Genomic DNA, 15,395 nt, shown 5'->3' on the forward strand with positions numbered 1-15,395 from the left:
TCGACCGCCCGCTCGTTCCCGTCCGCCCGCAGGCTGCGGGCCGGCCGGCCGTCGACCGCCCGCGGTTGCCCCGTCGGCGCCGGTCCCCGGCGGGTTCCCCGGCTCACCTCCGCCACAGTTCGATCTCCTTGGAGGCCGCTCCGGGCTGGCCGCCGACCAGTTCCTCCGGCAGGTGGAAGCGGGCCAGGATCGACGGCGTCCCGGCCGGGACCCTGCTCGGGGTGGCCAGGGAGACCAGGACCATCGTCAGGAAGCCGAGCGGCACCGACCAGAGTGCGGGCCAGGCCAGGAGGGCGTGGAAGGTGCCGTTGCCCGGGTAGCCGGCCATGGTCGCCGCGACCGCCAGCAGGGCCGCGCCACCGCCGGCGAGCATGCCCGCGGCGGCACCCGGCGGGGTCAGGCGCCGCCACCAGATGCCGAGGACGAGCAACGGGCAGAAGGACGACGCGGACACGGCGAAGGCGAGGCCGACCGCGTCCGCGACCGGCAGTCCGCCCACCAGGACGCTCGCCGCGAGCGGTACGGCCATGGCGAGGACCGTGCCCAGCCGGAAGTGCCGCACCCCGCGCGCGGGCAGCACGTCCTGGGTGAGGACGCCGGCGACGGCCATGGTGAGGCCGGACGCGGTGGACAGGAACGCCGCGAACGCCCCGCCCGCCACCAGCGCGCCGAGCAGATCGCCGCCGAGGCCGCCGATCATGCGGTCCGGCAGGAGCAGTACCGCCGCGTCGGCGTCTCCCGTGAGGGTGAGCTCGGGGGCGTAGAGCCGGCCGAGGGCTCCGTAGACCGGCGGAAGCAGATAGAAGGCGCCGATGAGACCGAGGACGACGACCGTGGTGCGGCGGGCGGCGACGCCGTGCGGGCTGGTGTAGAAGCGGACGACCACATGGGGCAGTCCCATCGTGCCGAGGAAGGTGGCGAGGATCAGTCCGTAGGTGGCGTAGAGCGGGCGTTCCTCGCGGCCCTCGGCGAGGGAGGTGGACATGCCGCCGTTGCTGCCGCGGTCGGCCACGGGCACGGTGTCGCCCTCGGTGAAAGTCAGCCGGGTGCCCCGCTCGACGCGATGGGTGCCGGTGGGCAGGTCGATCCGTCTGTCGTCGAGGCGGCGGCCGTCGATCGTGCCCGACACCGTGACGGTCAGCGGCTCGGCGAGCTTCAGGTCGAGGGTCTCGTCGACGCGGACGACTCGCTGCTCGCGGAAGGACGCCGGTTCGTCGAAGGCGTGGCGGGGGCCGCCGTCACCCTGCCAGGCGAGGACGAGGAAGAGCGCGGGGACCAGCAGGGCGGTGAGCTTCAGCCAGTACTGGAAGGCCTGCACGAAGGTGATGCTGCGCATGCCGCCCGCGGCGACGGTGGCGGAGACGACGACGGCGACGATGACCCCGCCGAGCCACTGGGGTGCGTCGGTGAGCACGTTCAGGGTCAGTCCGGCGCCCTGGAGCTGGGGCAGCAGGTAGAGCCAGCCGACACCCACGACGAAGGCGCCCGCGAGCCGCCGTACGGTCTTGGAGGCGAGCCGGGCCTCCGCGAAGTCGGGCAGGGTGTAGGCGCCCGAGCGGCGCAGCGGGGCGGCGACGAACAGCAGCAGCACCAGGTATCCGGCGGTGTAGCCGACCGGGTACCAGAGCATGTCGGGGCCCTGGACCAGGACGAGTCCCGCGATGCCGAGGAAGGAGGCGGCGGACAGGTACTCGCCGCTGATCGCCGCCGCGTTCAGGCGGGGGCCGACGGTGCGGGAGGCGACGTAGAAGTCGGAGGTCGTGCGGGATATGCGCAGGCCGAACGCGCCGACGAAGACGGTCGCCACGACGACCAGGGCGACCGCGGGGACGGCGTAGTTCTCGTTCATGCTGTGCTTCCGGTCGGCTCGTGCACGGTGGGCCTCAGCGGTCCTCGACGAGACGCACGAGGTCCTGTTCGTTGCGTTCGGCACGCCGTACGTGCCAACGGGCCAGGAGGACCAGCGGGGGGTAGACGCCGAAACCGAGGACGGCCCACTCCAGTCCGGCACCGTCCGGCATGGCGGCGAAGACCAGGGGCAGCGGGGCGACCAGAAGGACCAGGACGGCGGAGACCGCGAGGGCGGCGCGGAGCTGGCTGCGCATGAGGGAGCGGACGTAGGTGTGGCCGAGGGTGGTCTGTTCGTCGATCTCGGTGCGGGGGCGGTGGGGGGAGCGGTGCGGGTACCTGCCGACCGGGCGGAGCCGGGAGCCGGGGAGGGTGCGGCGGGGCACACCGGTGACGACGACGCGTCGCTCGGTCGGGTCCTGGGGCATGCCGTCTCCTCAGCCGGTGGTCCGGCGCATCAGCAGATCGCGCAGCTCACGGGCGTGGCGGCGGCTGACCTGGAGTTCCACCGAGCCGACGAGGACGCTGACCGTGCCCGCGTCGAGGCGGAGTTCGCCGATGTGGCGCAGGGCGACGAGGTGGCGGCGGTGGATGCGGACGAAGCCGCGGGCGCGCCAGCGTTCCTCGAGGGCGGAGAGCGGGATGCGGACCAGGTGGCTGCCCTGCGAGGTGTGCAGACGGGCGTAGTCGCCCTGGGCCTCGACATGGGTGATGTCGTCGACGGCGACGAAGCGGGTCACGCCGCCGAGCTCGACGGGTATCTGGTCGGGGTCGGGTTCGTGGACGGGTATCGGTGGGGCGGTGCCGCGCAGCTGGGCCGCTCGGCGTATCGCCTCGGCGAGCCGTTCGCGGCGCACGGGCTTGAGGACGTAGTCGACGGCCTTGAGGTCGAATGCCTGCACGGCGAAGCCCTCGTGGGCGGTGACGAAGACGACGAGCGGTGGCCGGGCGAAGCCGGTGAGGAGCCGGGCGAGGTCGAGGCCGTCGAGTCCGGCCATGTGGATGTCGAGGAAGACGACGTCGATCGCCTCGGGCCCGGCGGGGCCGGACTCCAGGGCGCGGTTGATCCGGCGCAGGGCCTCGGTGGCGTCGCCGGCGCCCTCGGCGCTGCTGATCCGCGGGTCCGCGTTCAGCAGGTACAGCAGCTCCTCGAGGGAGGGTTTCTCGTCATCGACGGCGAGCGCGCGCAGCATGAACCCGGAGTGTAGGAGTAATTCGTACGCCTGCACATGTCCGCGCGCCGGAGGCGTTCCCGGTGGGCGCCGCGGGCGCTCCTCGCTGGATACAGTGCCCGCATGAACAGCAAGTCCGCGGCGTTCGACGAGCTCGATCGCAAGATCATCACGGCGCTGATGGCGAACGCGAGGACCAGCTTCGCCGAGATCGGCTCGGCCATCGGTCTGTCCGCCACGGCGGTCAAGCGGCGGGTGGACCGGCTGCGGGAGACCGGGGTGATCACGGGGTTCACGGCCACGGTGAAGCCGGCGGCGCTCGGATGGCGCACGGAGGCGTACGTGGAGGTGTACTGCGAGGGCGCGGCGCCGCCCCGGCGGCTGGCGGAGGTGGTACGCAACCATCCGGAGATCACGGCGGCGATGACGGTGACCGGCGGCGCGGACGCGCTGCTGCATGTGCGGGCCGTCGATGTGGAGCACTTCGAGGAGGTGCTGGAGCGGATCCGCACCGAGCCGTTCATCCGCAAGACGATCAGCTACATGGTGCTGTCCCATCTGCTGCCCGAGGCCCCGGAGGCCGCCGCCACCCACGACGCACCGAACGTGCGCTGACCGGGTTCAATACGCAGTATCACTGCGTGAACACGCAGCGCTCGTTGCTTGTCGGGCGTCTGCCCCGATTCCTACCGTGGTGTCATCCCCAGCCGACACCGCAGGAAGCGGAGAGACCCTCTGTGCCCGACAGCCGTGTGCCGCGCCTTCGGCGCTTTCTCGTCTGCGAACCCAGACACTTCGCCGTGCAGTACTCGATCAATCCCTGGATGCATCCGGACACCCCCGTGGACGTCGACCTGGCCCGTGAGCAGTGGCGGGCGCTGATCCGCGCCTACCGGGCCCACGGCCACACCGTGGAGACCGTGGAGCCGGTGGCGGCGCTGCCCGACATGGTCTTCGCGGCCAACTGCGCGCTGGTCCTCGGCGGCCGTGTCCTCGGCTCGCTGTTCCACGCGCCCGAGCGGCGCCCGGAGTCCCTCGCCTACGACGCCTGGTTCGAGGGCGCCGGGTACGAGGTGCACCGGGCCGAGTCGGTGTGCGAGGGGGAGGGCGATCTGGTGCCGACCGGCCGCTATCTCCTTGCCGGGACCGGTTTCCGTACCACGCGTGAGGCCCACCGCCAGGCGCAGGAGTTCTTCGGCGTCCCGGTGATCAGCCTCCAGCTGGTGGACCCGCGGTTCTACCATCTGGACACCGCCCTGTTCGTCCTCGACGACGGGGAGGACGGCAACATCGCCTACTACCCGGAGGCGTTCTCCCCCGGCAGCCGCGCGGTCCTCGCCCGGCTGTACCCGGACGCGGTGATCGCCACCCGTGAGGACGCGCTGGCCTTCGGTCTGAACTCGGTGTCCGACGGCCGCCATGTGTTCATCTCGTCCCGCGCCAAGGAACTCGCCGACCAGCTCGACCGGCAGGGCTATGTGCCCGTCCCCCTCGACCTGTCGGAGTTCCGGAAGGCGGGCGGCGGCATCAAATGCTGCACGCAGGAGCTCCGGCCGTGATGCTGGAGACCCGGCCCCCGTTCCCCCGCCCTCGCCCGGCGTTTCGCCCCGTGCCCCAGGAGGCCCGCTCATGACCGCTCCCGTCCGTACGCGTTCGTCGGCCGACCTCATCCGTGCCGAGGAGCCCGTCCTCGCGCACAACTACCATCCGCTGCCCGTCGTCGTCGCCCGAGCCGAGGGCACCTGGGTCGAGGACGTGGAGGGCCGCCGCTATCTGGACATGCTGGCCGGCTACTCCGCGCTCAACTTCGGTCACCGCCACCCGGCACTGATCGAGGCCGCGCACCGCCAGCTGGACACGCTGACGCTCACCTCGCGGGCCTTCCACAACGACCGGCTCGCGGAGTTCGCCGAGTCCCTGGCCGAGCTGACGGGCCTGGACATGGTGCTGCCGATGAACACGGGCGCCGAGGCCGTGGAGAGCGGGATCAAGGTGGCCCGCAAGTGGGCGTACGAGGTGAAGGGCGTCCCCGCCGACCGGGCGACGATCGTGGTGGCCGCGGGCAACTTCCACGGCCGTACGACGACGATCGTCAGCTTCTCCACCGACCCGGAGGCGCGCAACGGCTTCGGGCCGTTCACCCCGGGGTTCCGGGTCGTGCCGTACAACGACCTGGCCGCGCTGGAGGCGGCCGTCGACGAGACGACGGCGGCCGTGCTGATCGAGCCCATCCAGGGCGAGGCGGGGGTGCTCATCCCGGACGCGGGCTATCTGCGCGGGGTCCGCGAGGTGACCCGCCGCGCCGGCTGCCTGTTCATCGCGGACGAGATCCAGTCGGGCCTGGGCCGCACCGGCCGAACGCTCGCGGTCGAGCACGAGGACGTCGTGCCCGACGCCGTTCTGCTCGGCAAGGCGCTCGGCGGCGGCATCGTGCCGGTGTCGGCGGTGGTCGCCCGACGGGAGGTGCTGTCCGTCCTGAAGCCGGGTGAGCACGGCTCGACGTTCGGCGGCAATCCGCTGGCGGCGGCGGTGGGCTCCGCGGTGGTCGAGCTGCTGCGGACCGGAGAGTTCCAGCAGCGGGCGGCCGAGCTGGGCGTCGTCCTGCGGGACGGGCTCGCGGAACTGGTCGGCGGGGGCGTGGTCGGCTTCCGGGCGCGCGGTCTGTGGGCGGGCGTCGACATCGACCCGGCGATCGGCACCGGCCGCGAGATCAGCCAACGGCTCATGGGCCGGGGGATCCTGGTCAAGGACACCCATGGCTCCACGATCCGCCTGGCGCCGCCGCTGACGATCACGCCCGCGGAGCTCCGCTCGGCGCTGGGGACGCTGGGGGAGGTTCTGCGGGAGGGCTCCTGATCCGCCCGCAAGGTCGGCCCCGGGAGTGCCGTCGTTGGCGCCCCCGGGGCGGTCCGCCGTCAGGCCCACGAGGAGGGACCGGGCCGACGACCGGCACCCGGCGGCCCTCACGCGCAGCGGTGAGAACCAACTGCGGGCCCCCTGCGACACCCTGGCCACCCGCTGCGTTCCCGGCATCACCGCCGACCGCGAGCGCCTCCACGCCGCGCTCCACCGCTCCGTCGGCCTGGTGACCGCGTTCGCCCCGCGCACCGGCTACGCCGCCGGCACCGCCCTCGCCCGCCAGGCCCTCGGCACCGGGCGCGCCGTCAAGGACCTCGCCGCCGACTCGGGCCTCCTCACCACCGGGCAACCGGACGCGATCTGCGCCCCGAGAACCTCACCCGCCCCACGGCGCGCGCATCGGCGGTCACCGCTCCGTGAGACCCCGGCTCCGCCGGCGCGCGGGGCCACGAGCGCCGCTTCGGCCGGCACTCGGTCGCGCGGCGTCCCGCCGTCAGTCGAGGCGGACGCCCGTGCGGCTCTCCAGAGCCCCGATCAGGCGGGCCTGGAACTCCTCGTCCCGTGCCGCGCGATGCGGTGTCTGCGTCCGCCCGCGGTATCGGTGGCCGCCGGTGGCCGGGGTGACGTCGGAGTGGGTGGCGAGCCGGACCTGTGTCCGGTGACCGGCGGCCAGGTCGTCCGACGCACCGGGGCCGCCCATGCGGGTCGGGACCCAGCCGGGGTCGACCGCGTGACCGGGGGTTCCCTCCCAGCCCGGTGCCCTCGGCCTGCCGACCCAGGTCGGTCGAGCCCGACCGGTGCATGGAGCTGCTGACGTGGCTCAGCCTGGCCGGCACCCGAAGCCGCCATCGAAGTCAGGGATCGTCCGGCGGTCGATCCGGCGGAGGGGGCGCGGATACGGGGCGAGGCGGGCCGCAGCGGTGACGCGCGGGGAAGGGCGAGCAGCAGTGCTCCCGTGCACCCCGCCCGGCTGATCGTCCTTGCCGTTCGGGGCAGGTCGGGGCACTCCTTACTGCGGGTACATCGGGCTACGATCAATGCTCGGCACCGCAGGACGAGGCTCACCGGCGCGCGAGCGCCTGATGCAACGTCAGTACAGTCAGCGAGGAGTCGGTATGAGTCCGATCGGACCTGTCCTCACATGGCCGCACCCTCAGCACGGTCGCGTCCGCGGATGTGCGTTGTGACCTGCTGGAACACGTCCATAGAGCCGATCCGGTAGAGCGAAGGGGACACTGTGTTCTATTACCTGCTCAAATACGTGCTTCTGGGTCCGCTCCTGCGACTGGTCTTCCGGCCTCGCATCGAGGGTCTCGAACACGTGCCGTCGTCGGGCGCGGCCATCGTCGCGGGGAACCATCTGTCCTTCTCGGACCACTTCCTGATGCCCGCGATCCTGAAGCGGCGCATCACCTTCCTGGCGAAGGCCGAGTACTTCACCGGGCCGGGCGTCAAGGGCCGGCTGACGGCGTTCTTCTTCCGCAGCGTGGGCCAGATTCCCGTCGACCGCTCCGGCAAGGAGGCCGGTCAGGCCGCGATCCGCGAGGGGCTCGGGGTGCTGGGCAAGGACGAACTCCTCGGTATCTACCCGGAGGGCACGCGCTCGCACGACGGCCGCCTCTACAAGGGCAAGGTCGGGGTGGCGGTCATGGCGCTGAAGGCCAGGGTGCCCGTGATCCCCTGCGCGATGATCGGCACCTTCGAGGCGCAGCCCCCGGGCAAGATCATCCCGAACATCCACCCGGTCGTCATCCGCTTCGGCAAGCCCCTCGACTTCTCCCGCTTCGAGGGCATGGAGAACGAGAAGGCCGTCCTGCGGGCCGTCACCGACGAGATCATGTACGCGATCCTCTCCCTCTCCGAGCAGGAGTACGTGGACCAGTACGCGGCCGTCGTGAAGGCCGAGGAGGCCGAGGCCGCCGCGCAGGTACGCAAGGACCGAAGGGAACGCAAGTTCCCCCGCCTGCCGCTGAGTTGACGCAGGTCGCGCCGAGAACACCGGGAGCCGGGGCGGGCGGGGCGTCGGTGGCTGCCGGGTCACCGCGTACACGATGCCGTCCACGCTGCCGATGTCGAGCACTCCGGCGGCGAAGACGGGTGTCGTTCACGGGGTGCCGGCGGGCCGACAGCCGGGCTCTGCTTGGAGCAGAGCGCCCTCCTCCAGGGTGCGTCGGAGCCGTACGGTCGGAGCATGAGACGGGCTGTGGTGATCGGAGCGACGGGACAGATCGGGCGGGTGGCCGTGGGCGCCCTGGCGGAGGACGGCTGGGAGGTGACGGCCCTCTCTCGGGGCGGCGGACGGGACGACCGCTGGCCGGAGGAAGTGCGGGCCGGGCGGGCGGACCGCGGTGACGACACGGCACTGGCGGCCGCGATCGGCGACGGCTGCGACGTCGTGGTGGACATGGTGGCCTACGGCCCCGAGCACGCACGGCAGTTGACCGCGCTGGCCGACCGGATCGGCTCCGCCGTCGTCATCTCCAGTGTGTCGGTGTACGAGGACGACAAGGGCCGCAACTTCGACACCCAGGCCGAGCCGGACGGCTTCCCCGAGTACCCCCTGCCCCTCACCGAGAGCCAGCGGACGGTCCGGCCCGGCGAGACCTCGTACAGCACCCGCAAGGCGGGCCTGGAACGGGAACTCCTCGCCTCCGGCGACCGGCTGCCGACGACGCTGCTGCGTGCGGGCGCCATCCACGGGCCGTACTGCCGTACGCCCCGCGAGCTGTACTTCGTGAAGCGCAACCTCGACCGGCGGCCCCGTCGGATCATCGCCCACGGCGGGCGGAGCCGCTTCCATCCGGCGAGCGTCCGCACCATCGCCGAACTGATCCGCCTGGCCGCCGCCCGGCCGGGCTCACGAGTGCTCAACGCGGTCGACCCCGACGCGCCCACGGTCGCGGAGATCGCCGCCGCGATCGACGCCGTCATGGGCGTCGAGACGGAGGACGTGCTCGTCGACGGCCCCGCCCCGTCGCCCACGGTGGGCGACACGCCGTGGTCGGTGCCGGTGGACGTGGTGTGCGACATGTCGGCGGCCGAGCGGGAGTTGGGCTACCGGCCGGTGGCCCGGTACGCGCAGACCCTGCCGGAGACGGTCGCGTGGATCGAGAGCAGGCTGGCGGGCGGCCGGGACTGGCGGGAGGCGTACCCCAAGATGCCCGCGGCCTACGGGGACCTCTTCGACTACGCGGCGGAGGACGCCTGGCTGGCGGAGCGGCGGCGGTGAGCACATGGGTGAGGGGCGACCGGCCGGCCCGGTCGCCCCTCACTCACTCACTGCCTACGGCGCCGGCGTGGCGTGCGGGGCGCACTTCACGTCGGTCTTGCCCACCTTGCCGGTGAGCAGGTAGGTGTCCACCCGCTCGTTGACGCACGGGTTGACCAGACCGGTGACTCCGTGGGAGCCGGCCTTCGTCTCCGTGACCAGACGGGAGCCCTTGAACCGCTTGTGCAGCTCGACGGCACCCTCGTACGGGGTGGCCGCGTCACGCTCGGACTGGACGATCAGAACGGGCGGCAGGCCCTTCTTCGTCTTGACCTCCACCGGCGTGTACTGCTTCGACGGCCAGGTGGCGCACGGCAGGTTCATCCAGGCGTTGGCCCAGGTCATGAACGGGTAGTTCTTGTGCAGCCGGGTGTTGTCGCGGTCCCACGTCTTCCAGCTGGTGGGCCACTTGGCGTCGGTGCACTCGACCGCGGTGTAGACGGCGTTGCCGTTCTCCGACGCGGCGTTGCCCGCGGTGTCGCCGAGGTCCGGGGCGGCCGCGTCGACGAGCGCCTGGGTGTCACCGGCGGCGTACTTGCTCCACACCTGCGCGGTGGGCGCCCACGCGGAGTCGTAGTACGGGGCGCTCTGGAAGAAGGAGATCAGCTCGGCCGGGCCGACGAGCCCGCCGATCGGGTTCTTCTTCGCCGTGGCGCGCAGCTCCAGCCACTTCGCCTGCACCTTGGCGCGGGTGTCACCGAGGTGGTACGTCGCGTCGTTCTTCGCGACCCACTTCGTCCAGTCCTTCCAGCGGCCCTCGAACGCGACGTCCTGGTCCAGGTTGGCCTGGTACCAGATCTTCTCGCGCGAGGGGTTCACCACGCTGTCGACGACCAGGCGGCGCACATGGGTCGGGAAGAGGGTGCCGTAGACCGCGCCGAGGTAGGTGCCGTACGAGACGCCGAGGAAGTTGAGCTTCTTCTCCCCGAGGGCGGCCCGGATGACGTCCAGGTCACGGGCGGTGTTCGCCGTGGTCATGTACGGCAGCATCGCGCCGCTGCGCTTCTTGCAGCCGGCCGCGTACGCGGCGGCGAGCTTCCGCTGCTTGCGCTTGTCGGCCTCGGAGTCGGGCACCGGGTCCATCTTGGGCGCCTTCACGAACTCCTGCGGGTCGATGCAGGAGATGGGCGCCGACTTGCCGACACCACGCGGGTCGAAGCCCACGAAGTCGTACGCCTTGGAGACGTTGGCCCACAGCGGGTTCTTGGTGGTGACCCGGCGCGGGAAGCGCAGACCCGAGCCGCCCGGGCCGCCCGGGTTGTAGACGAGGGCGCCCTGGCGCTCCTCCTTCGTGCCCGTGCTGCCGATCCGGTCGACGGCGAGCTTGATCTGCTTGCCGTTCGGCTTGGCGTAGTTCAACGGCACGGTGACCCAGCCGCACTGGATGGGCTTCTCCAGCCCCCATGCCTCGGGGCAGTCCTGCCATGTGACGCCCTTCTTCGCCGCCTTGGCGGCGGCGACGGCGACACCCTTGGCCTCCAGGTCCTTGCCGGACCCGGTGTCCGCGGCGTTGGCCACGGGGGCGGTGACGGCGCCGGCTATCAGGGTCGCCGTGACGAGCAGTCCGGCGGAGCCGAACGCTGCCGCCCTTCTCGTCGGCCTCATACCTCTCAAGAGGGAACTCCCCGTACATCGTTGCGAAGTGTCGAATGGTCACGGGGATCCTCGTGCCTGTGAGGTGTCCGGCAACAGAGGGGCGGAGCGTTCTTTACTAATCCGATAACCGGTGAGGAACGTTCCGTTGAGCGGGGCAGCGGTCAGCCGTCGAGCCCGGCCAACGCCTCGTCCAGCACCCGCCGCAGCCGAAGCGCGTCCGGCGCCAGGGCGCTGACGAGCACGGCGGGCCCGGCCAGCGGAGTGAGCGCGGCCGCCTCCCCCAGCACCCGGGGTCCAGGAACCATATCGCTGAACTCCGGTCGTACGACGAGGAGTTGCCCGAGCGCCCGGTACCCGCCCAGCACGGCGGGACCGTCCCACCCGCCCGGCGCTCCCGGCCCGCAGGACACCTCCTGGTCGAGCAGCGCCCGCCCGCCCAGCCGCAGGGTGAGCCGACTGCTCAACCGCCCCGGCTCCTCTCCGACCCGGCCGAGCACCTGCTCCTCCCGGAACACGAGCCGGGCGCCGGGGGCCAGATCCAGGGACGTCGCCACATGGAGGTCACTGCCCCCGGCCGAGATCAACTGCTCGGGCAGCCATCGCAGTTCGCCTCCGGCGGCGACGCGGACCCGGACGTCGTAGCGGGCCTCGTCCTTGCCCTGCCCGGGCAGCGCGATGGTCGCCGCGGCGGACCCCAGGTGCAGCCGGGCCCCCTCCCCGACCTCCGCCTCCACGGCGAGGCGGTCACCGCCGAGCGGACCGCTCATGGCCCCGACCAGCATGACCCGGGCCTCGTCACCGCTCCCCCGGGTGCGTCGCAGCGCGAGCGGCCCATGGCTCTCCAGCACCGGCAGAGCGGTGCCGCCGCGCCCGTCGGCACGGGCGGCGATCCGCGCGGTGGCGGAGACACCGGTCGTACTCATGGCGGAGGCACCGGTGGGTCTCGCGCCCCGCGAGATCATCGAACTCCCGCCCCGCGTGCCGACGCCTCGCGCCGCCGTCATGCCGTCCACGCCGCGAGCCGCTCCCGCACCCAGGCCGCGACGTCCGTGACACCGGCCTCGCTCCTCAGCGACTGGAACACCACCGGCAGTTCGGCGCGCTGCGCCTTCGCGTCGACGGCCATCCGGCCGAGGTCGGACCCGACGTACGGCGCGAGGTCCGTCTTGTTGACCACGAGCAGATCGGCGGTGGTGACGCCGGGTCCGCCCTTGCGGGGGATGTCGTCCCCGCCGGCCACGTCGATCACGAAGATCTGCGCGTCCACGAGCCCCCGGGAGAACGTCGCGGTGAGGTTGTCCCCACCGGACTCCACGAGGACGAGGTCGAGCGGCCCGACCTCGTCCTCCAGGTCCTCGACGGCTTCCAGGTTCGCCGAGATGTCGTCCCGGATCGCCGTGTGCGGGCACGCCCCCGTCTCCACGGCCGTGATCCGCTCGGGCGGCAACACTGCCTCGCGCAGCAGGAACTCGGCGTCCTCCCGCGTGTAGATGTCGTTCGTCACCACGGCCAGGGACAACTCGTCCCGCAGCGCACGGCACAGCGCCGCGACGGTGGCCGTCTTCCCGGACCCCACGGGCCCGCCCAGACCGATCCGCAGCGCCCGGCGACGGCCGTCGGGCCGGCGCGCGTCCGCGCTCACCGCGGAGGGACCGTCGTGAAGGTGGTCATGGCCGAGATGCATGAAACGGCTCCTGTTCGTTGTGGTGTGGGTCGCCGGAGCGGGGGCGGTGCGGGTTGTTCGTGGGCTGGTCGCGCGGTTCCCCGCTCCCCTGAGGGAACCCGCCGGGGGGCGCCGCGTGCTTTTGAGGGGCGCGAGGAACTGCGCGACCGGCCACCGACAACCCGCAGCCGCCCGACGACAAGACGTCCCCGAGTTCGAAGGCGGGGGTCGAAGGGGCGCAGCCCCTGGGGATGGGACGGGCAGGGGCGGCGGGGCGAGCCCCCGCTACGAGGCGAACAACCGCACGGCCCAAGCCGCATGCACCTCCGCCCCGATCTCCAGCAACGGCCCGGAGGCCGCCGGCAGGACGTCAACCCCACCACCGACCACCTCCCGCCCCGCCTCGACGGCGCCCCGCACCACCCGGTCCATCTCGGGAGCCAACCGCGCCACCACACCCGTCGCCTCGAACGGATCCAGACTCAGCAACCGCACGGTCGCACTGGCCGGCCCGCTCACACTCTCGTACACGGAGCAGTACGCCGCGTCCTCCGGCCCGAGCCCGGCCGCCCGCGCGGCGACCCCGAGCACCACCGGCTGATGTGCCCCCTTGGGGAACTGCCTCGCCAGCGCGTCCAGTTCGTCGGACGGCCAGGTCGCCCGGGCCGCCCGCATCAGCTGCCGCCCCAGCTTGCGCGAGGCCACCCGCAGGGCGAGGGACGGCGTACGGGCGTCGGCCGCGGCGTCCAGCGCGACCGGGTCGACACCGAGTGCCGCCGCCGCGGCCAACGCCGCCGACACCAGCCCCACCGTGTGCAACCGCCCCCGGCAGAACGCCTCCAGCCCCTCCGCCCCGCTGATCAGCCCGGCCTTGACGGCCGCCTCGGCCCCACCGGAGTGGGCGTGCCCCCCGGCGGGAAAGCGGCCGTCGGCCAGTACGAGAAGCGTCGCCCTGGACATCAGAAGAGGAAGTAGCGCTGGGACATGGGCAGTTCTGCGGCCGGTGTCGCCTCCACCAGTTCACCGTCGATGTGCACGGCGAAGCTGTCGGGGTCGACGCGCACCTCCGGCCGCGCGTCGTTCTCGCGCATGTCGGCCTTGGTGACCCCGCGCGTCGACTCGATCGCGACGAACCGCTTCCCGAGCGAGAGCCGCTCCGGAAGGCCGTCCTCGACGGCCAGCGGTGCCACGAAGTTCAAGGAGTTGGCCGCCGGCGCCCGCCCGATCGCCCCGTACATCGGTCGCGGGAGGATCGGCTGCGGTGTCGGGATGGACGCGTTGGCGTCGCCCATCTGCGCGTACGCGATCTGCCCGCCCTTGATCACGAGCTGCGGCTTGACGCCGAAGAACGCGGGCTCCCACACCACGAGGTCGGCGAGCTTGCCGCTCTCCACGGAGCCGACCTCACGGGCGAGGCCCTGCGCGAGCGCGGGATTGATCGTGTACTTGGCGACATAGCGACGTACGCGGTGGTTGTCGGCGCGGTCGTCACCCGGCAGCGCGCCCCGTCGCCGCTTCATCACGTGCGCGGTCTGCCAGGTGCGCAGGATGACCTCCCCGACCCGGCCCATGGCCTGGGAGTCGGACGAGATGATCGAGATGGCGCCCAGGTCGTGCAGGATGTCCTCGGCCCCGATCGTCGACGGCCGGATGCGGGACTCGGCGAAGGCCAGGTCCTCCGGCACAGCGGCGTTGAGGTGGTGGCAGACCATCAGCATGTCGAGGTGTTCCTCGGCGGTGTTGACGGTGTAGGGCCGGGTCGGGTTGGTGGAGCTGGGCAGCACGTGTGGCTGGGAGACCACCGTCATGATGTCGGGCGCGTGCCCGCCGCCCGCGCCCTCGGTGTGGTACGCGTGGATGCCGCGTCCGGCGATCGCGGCCAGGGTGTCGCCGACGAACCCGGCCTCGTTGAGGGTGTCCGTGTGGATCGCGACCTGGATGCCGGTGCGCTCGGCGACGGTCAGGGACGCGTCGATGACGGCGGGGGTCGAGCCCCAGTCCTCGTGCAGCTTCAACCCGAGCGCCCCGCCGCGGATCTGGGACAGCATCGCCTCGTGGGAGACGGTGTTGCCCTTGCCGAGGAAGCCGATGTTGAGCGGGTACTGCTCCATCGCCTCCAGCATCCGGGCCAGGTGCCAGGGCCCCGGGGTGACCGTGGTCGCCTTCGAGCCCTCCGCCGGTCCGGTGCCACCGCCGACCAGGGTCGTCACTCCGGACGCCAGCGCCTCGTCGGCGATCTGCGGGCAGATGAAGTGGACGTGCGCGTCGATGGCGCCGGCGGTGACGATCCGCCCGTTGCCCGCGATGACCTCCGTCTCGGGGCCGATGACGAGGTCGGGGTGGACCCCGTCCATGGTGTCGGGGTTGCCCGCCTTGCCGATGCCGGTGATCCGGCCGTCGCGGATGCCGATGTCTGCCTTGACGATGCCCCAGTGGTCGATGATCACCGCGCCGGTGATGACCGTGTCCGGGGTGCCGTCTGCGCGCGTAGCGCGGGCCTGGCCCATGGATTCGCGGATGACCTTGCCACCGCCGAACACGGCCTCGTCACCGGCGAGTCCGGGGCCGCCGGAACGGTCCTCCTCGATCTCGACGAGCAGATCGGTGTCGGCGAGCCGGATGCGGTCACCGGTGGTCGGGCCGAACAGGTCGGCGTACGCGGCACGCGAGATCTCAGGCATCGAGAGCACCTCCGGTCTCCCCGCGCAGCCCGGGCACGACACGGGCGCCGGTGAGGGGAACGAGTTCCACGTCGACGGGGATCCCGGGCTCGAAGCGCACGGCGGTACCCGCGGCGACGTTCAGCCGCTTGCCGCGCGCGGCCGCACGGTCGAACTCCAGGCCCGGGTTGGCCTCGGCGAAGTGGTAATGGGAACCGACCTGGACGGGCCGGTCGGCGGCGTTGAGGACGGTCAGCCGGGTGACCTCACGGCCCTCGTTGTACACGATGGAGCCCTCGGCGAAGAGGATCTCTCCGGGAATCACGGCA

At 72.2% G+C, this 15,395-nt stretch carries 15 protein-coding genes and 1 pseudogene; 6 read left to right on the forward strand and 10 right to left on the reverse strand.

Annotation, left to right across the window (positions count from 1 at the left end; translation table 11 throughout):
- Window positions 1-103 precede the first annotated feature (103 nt).
- The 3 genes from AC067N_RS26255 to AC067N_RS26265 are packed head-to-tail and all read right to left on the reverse strand — an operon-like array spanning window position 104 to window position 3,041.
- Window positions 104-1,849 (reverse strand): sodium/solute symporter, encoded by a 1,746-nt coding sequence (locus AC067N_RS26255; protein ID WP_478681329.1) that lies wholly within the window; start codon window positions 1,847-1,849, stop codon window positions 104-106.
- Between the two features lie 34 nt (window positions 1,850-1,883).
- Window positions 1,884-2,276, reverse strand: a complete 393-nt coding sequence (locus AC067N_RS26260; RefSeq protein WP_478681330.1) for a hypothetical protein — start codon at window positions 2,274-2,276, stop codon at window positions 1,884-1,886.
- A gap of 9 nt (window positions 2,277-2,285) precedes the next feature.
- A complete protein-coding gene (locus AC067N_RS26265) occupies window positions 2,286-3,041 on the reverse strand; it encodes a LytR/AlgR family response regulator transcription factor (protein WP_478681331.1) in 756 nt (251 codons plus the stop codon).
- A 102-nt stretch (window positions 3,042-3,143) separates the two neighbouring features.
- Between AC067N_RS26265 and AC067N_RS26270 the strand changes: the two genes are divergently transcribed.
- From AC067N_RS26270 to AC067N_RS26285, 4 genes and pseudogenes are all read left to right on the forward strand, one after another.
- Window positions 3,144-3,635, forward strand: coding sequence for an Lrp/AsnC family transcriptional regulator (locus tag AC067N_RS26270; protein ID WP_055537445.1), 492 nt, complete (start codon window positions 3,144-3,146; stop codon window positions 3,633-3,635).
- 122 nt (window positions 3,636-3,757) lie between these two features.
- Window positions 3,758-4,579: a dimethylargininase gene (ddaH, locus tag AC067N_RS26275; RefSeq protein ID WP_478681332.1), complete on the forward strand. Its 822-nt coding sequence runs from the start codon at window positions 3,758-3,760 to the stop codon at window positions 4,577-4,579.
- A 70-nt stretch (window positions 4,580-4,649) separates the two neighbouring features.
- Window positions 4,650-5,876, forward strand: a complete 1,227-nt coding sequence (gene rocD, locus AC067N_RS26280) for an ornithine--oxo-acid transaminase (RefSeq protein WP_478681333.1) — start codon at window positions 4,650-4,652, stop codon at window positions 5,874-5,876.
- A gap of 229 nt (window positions 5,877-6,105) precedes the next feature.
- Window positions 6,106-6,192: pseudogene (locus tag AC067N_RS26285) on the forward strand (hypothetical protein); the annotation flags it as partial.
- A 180-nt stretch (window positions 6,193-6,372) separates the two neighbouring features.
- Here the strand turns inward: AC067N_RS26285 and AC067N_RS26290 are convergent.
- Window positions 6,373-6,579, reverse strand: a complete 207-nt coding sequence (locus AC067N_RS26290; protein WP_478681390.1) for a hypothetical protein — start codon at window positions 6,577-6,579, stop codon at window positions 6,373-6,375.
- Window positions 6,580-7,116: 537 nt separating this feature from the next.
- Between AC067N_RS26290 and AC067N_RS26295 the strand changes: the two genes are divergently transcribed.
- Both AC067N_RS26295 and AC067N_RS26300 read left to right on the forward strand, forming a co-directional pair.
- Window positions 7,117-7,857: a lysophospholipid acyltransferase family protein gene (locus tag AC067N_RS26295; RefSeq protein ID WP_478681334.1), complete on the forward strand. Its 741-nt coding sequence runs from the start codon at window positions 7,117-7,119 to the stop codon at window positions 7,855-7,857.
- Between the two features lie 225 nt (window positions 7,858-8,082).
- On the forward strand, window positions 8,083-9,108 hold the full coding sequence (locus tag AC067N_RS26300) for an NAD-dependent epimerase/dehydratase family protein (protein WP_478681387.1): 1,026 nt from the start codon (window positions 8,083-8,085) through the stop codon (window positions 9,106-9,108).
- A gap of 54 nt (window positions 9,109-9,162) precedes the next feature.
- Here AC067N_RS26300 and AC067N_RS26305 read toward each other — a convergent pair whose 3' ends face one another.
- From AC067N_RS26305 to AC067N_RS26330, 6 genes are all read right to left on the reverse strand, one after another.
- The gene (locus AC067N_RS26305; RefSeq protein ID WP_478681335.1) at window positions 9,163-10,752 is read right to left on the reverse strand and encodes an alpha/beta hydrolase; all 1,590 of its coding nucleotides are present in this window, start codon (window positions 10,750-10,752) and stop codon (window positions 9,163-9,165) included.
- 152 nt (window positions 10,753-10,904) lie between these two features.
- Entirely contained in the window at window positions 10,905-11,666 is a 762-nt protein-coding gene (locus AC067N_RS26310; protein ID WP_478681336.1) for an urease accessory protein UreD, read from the reverse strand.
- A 77-nt stretch (window positions 11,667-11,743) separates the two neighbouring features.
- Window positions 11,744-12,427: an urease accessory protein UreG gene (gene ureG / locus AC067N_RS26315; RefSeq protein ID WP_478681337.1), complete on the reverse strand. Its 684-nt coding sequence runs from the start codon at window positions 12,425-12,427 to the stop codon at window positions 11,744-11,746.
- 264 nt (window positions 12,428-12,691) lie between these two features.
- Window positions 12,692-13,366, reverse strand: a complete 675-nt coding sequence (locus AC067N_RS26320; RefSeq protein WP_478681338.1) for an urease accessory protein UreF — start codon at window positions 13,364-13,366, stop codon at window positions 12,692-12,694.
- Window positions 13,366-15,087 (reverse strand): urease subunit alpha, encoded by a 1,722-nt coding sequence (locus AC067N_RS26325; protein WP_478681339.1) that lies wholly within the window; start codon window positions 15,085-15,087, stop codon window positions 13,366-13,368. The genes AC067N_RS26320 and AC067N_RS26325 overlap by 1 nt, the downstream gene beginning before the upstream one ends.
- Complete coding sequence (locus AC067N_RS26330) at window positions 15,080-15,391, reverse strand: urease subunit beta (protein ID WP_478681340.1); 312 nt, start codon at window positions 15,389-15,391, stop codon at window positions 15,080-15,082. The genes AC067N_RS26325 and AC067N_RS26330 overlap by 8 nt, the downstream gene beginning before the upstream one ends.
- Window positions 15,392-15,395: the final 4 nt, after the last annotated feature.

The sequence above is a fragment of the Streptomyces sp. NPDC042364 genome (genome assembly GCF_056437585.1).

Coding starts and splice junctions, on each gene's coding strand:
- AC067N_RS26305 (WP_478681335.1), bottom strand. CDS start 10,752: ATGAGGCCGACGAGAAGGGCGGCAGCGTTCGGCTCCGCCGGACTGCTC.
- AC067N_RS26255 (WP_478681329.1), bottom strand. CDS start 1,849: ATGAACGAGAACTACGCCGTCCCCGCGGTCGCCCTGGTCGTCGTGGCG.
- ureG (WP_478681337.1), bottom strand. CDS start 12,427: ATGCATCTCGGCCATGACCACCTTCACGACGGTCCCTCCGCGGTGAGC.
- AC067N_RS26325 (WP_478681339.1), bottom strand. CDS start 15,087: ATGCCTGAGATCTCGCGTGCCGCGTACGCCGACCTGTTCGGCCCGACC.
- rocD (WP_478681333.1), top strand. CDS start 4,650: ATGACCGCTCCCGTCCGTACGCGTTCGTCGGCCGACCTCATCCGTGCC.
- AC067N_RS26310 (WP_478681336.1), bottom strand. CDS start 11,666: ATGAGTACGACCGGTGTCTCCGCCACCGCGCGGATCGCCGCCCGTGCC.
- AC067N_RS26320 (WP_478681338.1), bottom strand. CDS start 13,366: ATGTCCAGGGCGACGCTTCTCGTACTGGCCGACGGCCGCTTTCCCGCC.
- AC067N_RS26270 (WP_055537445.1), top strand. CDS start 3,144: ATGAACAGCAAGTCCGCGGCGTTCGACGAGCTCGATCGCAAGATCATC.
- AC067N_RS26260 (WP_478681330.1), bottom strand. CDS start 2,276: ATGCCCCAGGACCCGACCGAGCGACGCGTCGTCGTCACCGGTGTGCCC.
- AC067N_RS26265 (WP_478681331.1), bottom strand. CDS start 3,041: ATGCTGCGCGCGCTCGCCGTCGATGACGAGAAACCCTCCCTCGAGGAG.
- AC067N_RS26290 (WP_478681390.1), bottom strand. CDS start 6,579: ATGGGCGGCCCCGGTGCGTCGGACGACCTGGCCGCCGGTCACCGGACA.